Below are 3659 nucleotides of genomic sequence, written 5' to 3' on the forward strand. Positions count from 1 at the left end.
CTCGTCCGCCCGGGGGGGCGGCCGCCGCTCGCGCACCGCGCCGCCCATGACGATCGCCGAGCGACGCCGCGCCGAGCGACGCCGCCAGGAGGAGGACCAGTGAACCGCTTCGCCGACTGGGGCAACGCCCTCTACTCGGGCCGCATCTCCTACCCGTTCATCCAGCGCTGGCGGCGGTGGTTCGCCCTCGCCGCCCTGCTGCTCGTCCTCGCCGGCGGCCTGACCGCCCTCCGCGGTGGCTTCAACCTCGGCATCGAGTTCCGGGGCGGCTCCGAGTTCACCGTCTCGCAGACGGCCTCCACCGACGTGGCCGCGGGCGAGCGCGCCGTGACCGACGTGCTGGCCGACGGCCACGCCACCGTCACGAACGTCGCCCCGGGCACCGTGCGCGTCCAGACCGAGCAGCTCGACGACGCCCAGACCCGAGCCGTGGCCGCGAACCTGCAGGAGGCCTACGGCGTCGGCCAGGACCAGGTGACCTCGACCTTCGTGGGGCCGACCTGGGGCGCCGCGGTGTCGCAGCAGGCCCTGATCGGCCTGGTGATCTTCGTGGTGCTCGTGACCCTGTTCATGGCCGTGTACTTCCGCACCTGGAAGATGTCCCTGGCCGCCGTGCTCGGCATGCTCTACGTGGTCGCGCTGACCGCCGGCATCTACGGCGCCACCGGCTTCGAGATCACGCCGTCGGCCATCATCGGCTTCCTCACGATCCTGTCGTACGCGCTCTACGACACCGTGGTGGTCTTCGACAAGATCCGCGAGAACACGATCGGGGCCGAGGAGGACCCGGAGCGCTCCTTCGTCGAGAACGTGAACCTCGCGGTGAACCAGACGCTCGTCCGGTCCATCACGACCTCCGTCGTCGGCATCCTGCCGGTCGGCTCGATCCTGTTCATCGGCGCGGGGCTGCTCGGTGCCGGCACGCTGCGGGACATCGCGCTCGCGCTGTTCGTGGGCATCATCGTGGGCACCCTGTCCACCCTGTTCCTCCAGGCGCCGCTGTACGCCCTGCTGCGCCGCAACGACCCGGACGTGCGCGACCACGACGCCCGGGCCGCGGCCCGCGCCGCCCGGGAGCGTGCCTCAGAGGCGGTCACCGATCCCGACGTCGCCCCCTGGGACGACGGCGCGCGACTCTGACGGAGCCGCTGCGGCCCCGGTGGTCTTCCTGGGGCGGGGTGGGACGGGCGCGGGTAGACTCGCCGATCATCCCGGCCGGAGCGGTCGGGGCCGCACGAGTCAGGAGGCGTGGCCCATGAGCGAGCAGGACCCCACTCCCGCCCCGGCCCGTCCCGCCCCGGCCCGTCCCGCCCCGGTCCGGCCCCGCAGCCGGATCGCACGCCTGACCGGCCGGCACGCCACCGAGTACTCGCCCCTGCTCGAGCCGCTGATGCGCACCGTGCGGCAGCGAGCCACCAAGACCGAGCTGGCCGAGATCGTCCGCGCCTTCGAGGTCGCCCGCGCGGCACACGAGGGGCAGATGCGGCGCTCCGGGGACCCGTACATCACCCACCCCGTCGCGGTCGCCACGATCCTCGCCGAGATCGGCGTGACGGGCCCGACGCTCCTGGCGGCCCTGCTGCACGACACCGTCGAGGACACGGACTACTCCCTGGAGCGCCTCCGCGCCGACTTCGGCTCCGAGGTCGCCCTCCTCGTGGACGGCGTGACCAAGCTGGACAAGGTGACCTACGGCGCCGCGGCGCAGGCCGAGACCGTGCGCAAGATGGTCATCGCGATGGCCCAGGACGTGAACGTCCTGCTCATCAAGCTCGCCGACCGGCTGCACAACGCGCGGACGTGGCGGTACGTCTCCCCGGAGTCCAGCGCCCGCAAGGCCCAGGAGACCTTGGACATCTACGCCCCGCTGGCCCACCGGCTCGGCATGAACACCGTCAAGTGGGAGCTCGAGGACCTCTCCTTCGCCGCCCTCAAGCCCAAGATGTACGCGGAGATCGTGCGCCTCGTGGGGGAGCGCAACCCGGAGCGGGAGAAGCACATCGCGGCGCTGCGCACCGTGATCGAGGAGCACCTGCGCGAGCACCGGATCCGGGCGACCGTCACCGGACGGCCGAAGCACTACTACTCGATCTACCAGAAGATGGTGACGCGCGGGAAGGACTTCGACGACATCCACGACCTCACGGGCATCCGGGTGCTCGTGGACTCCGTGCGTGACTGCTACGCCGTGCTCGGCGTCATCCACGCGCGCTGGAACCCGGTCCCGGGCCGGTTCAAGGACTACATCGCGGTCCCGAAGCTGAACATGTACCGCTCCCTGCACACCACGGTGATGGTGCCGGGCGGCAAGCCGGTGGAGATCCAGATCCGCACGCAGGAGATGCACCGCCAGGCCGAGTACGGCGTCGCCGCGCACTGGCGGTACAAGGCCCAGGCCGCCGGCCAGGCGCCGGTGCAGGCCACGCCGGCCTGGCTGCGCTCGGTGATGGACTGGCAGGCGGACACCCGGGACCCGGACGAGTTCCTCGCCTCGCTGCGCACCCAGATCGGGGCGGACGAGGTGTACGTCTTCACGCCGAAGGGGGAGATCCGCACCCTGCCGGCGGGCTCCACGCCCGTGGACTTCGCCTACGCCATCCACACCGACGTCGGCCACCGCACCATCGGCGCCCGGGTCAACGACAAGCTCGTCCCGCTGTCCACGCCGCTCAGCCACGGCGACACCGTGGAGGTCTTCACCTCGCGCGCCGAGGACGCGGGGCCGAGCCGGGACTGGCTGGGCTTCGTGGTCTCGCCGCGCGCCCGGTCCAAGATCCGTCACCACTTCGCCACGCAGCGCCGCGACGAGCAGGCCGACCGGGGACGCGAGTCGCTGACCCGTCAGCTGCGCAAGGCCGGCATGGCCGTGCAGCAGGTGCTCGGCGGCGAGGAGCTGGTGCAGGTGGCCACGGATCTCGGCTACGCGGACCTCGACGGGCTGTTCGTGGCCCTCGGCGACGGCCACGTGTCCGCCCAGTCCGTGCAGGAACGCGTCGCGGAGCGCCTCGCTCCGCCGACGCCGACGCAGGCCGAGCCGGAGGGCGAGCTGACCGTCGGCGAGGTGCACCTGCAGGAGCTGGTCCCGGCCCAGTCGCGGCGCGCCCCCGCGCGGGCCACCAACGACGCCGGCGTGCTCGTGGACGGCGACGGCGGCGTCATGGCCAAGCTGGCACGGTGCTGCAACCCGGTGCCGCCGGACGCCATCGACGGGTTCGTCACCCGCGGCTCCGGGGTCTCCGTGCACCGGGTCGACTGTCCCAACCTGGCGACCCTGCTCGCGCAGGAGCCGGAGCGCCGCACCCCGGTCAGCTGGGCGCCGTCGCGGGACACCGTCTACCTGGTGGAGATCCAGATCGAGGCGCTGGACCGCAAGTCGCTGCTCTCCGACGTCACACGGGTCCTCTCCGAGAACCACGTGTACATCCTCTCGGCCTCCGTGAACACCACCCGCGACCGCGTGGCGATGAGCCGGTTCGTCTTCGAGATGGGCGACCCCCGGTTCCTCGGCCACGTGATCGACGCGGTGCGCCGCATCGACGGCGTCTTCGACGTGCACCGCACCTGAGCCTCCCGGCCTCAGTCGGGGACGTCCAGCGCCGCCAGCAGCGCGCCCAGCCGGCGCCGGGCCGCCACGACGCCGGCACGGCGGGTCCGGCGGG

The 3659-nt window shown here is 72.4% G+C and carries 2 protein-coding genes; both read left to right on the plus strand.

The features are described 5' to 3' along the window. The first annotated feature begins 99 nt into the window (after positions 1 to 99). Entirely contained in the window at positions 100 to 1140 is a 1041-nt protein-coding gene (gene secF / locus HMPREF3105_RS05860) for a protein translocase subunit SecF (protein ID WP_036317952.1), read from the plus strand. 115 nt (positions 1141 to 1255) lie between these two features. Next, positions 1256 to 3565: a RelA/SpoT family protein gene (locus HMPREF3105_RS05865; protein WP_041103662.1), complete on the plus strand. Its 2310-nt coding sequence runs from the start codon at positions 1256 to 1258 to the stop codon at positions 3563 to 3565. Positions 3566 to 3659 lie beyond the last annotated feature (94 nt).

Source organism: Micrococcus sp. HMSC31B01 (genome assembly GCF_001816085.1).
In the GTDB taxonomy this organism is placed as follows: Bacteria; Actinomycetota; Actinomycetes; order Actinomycetales; family Micrococcaceae; genus Micrococcus; species Micrococcus luteus.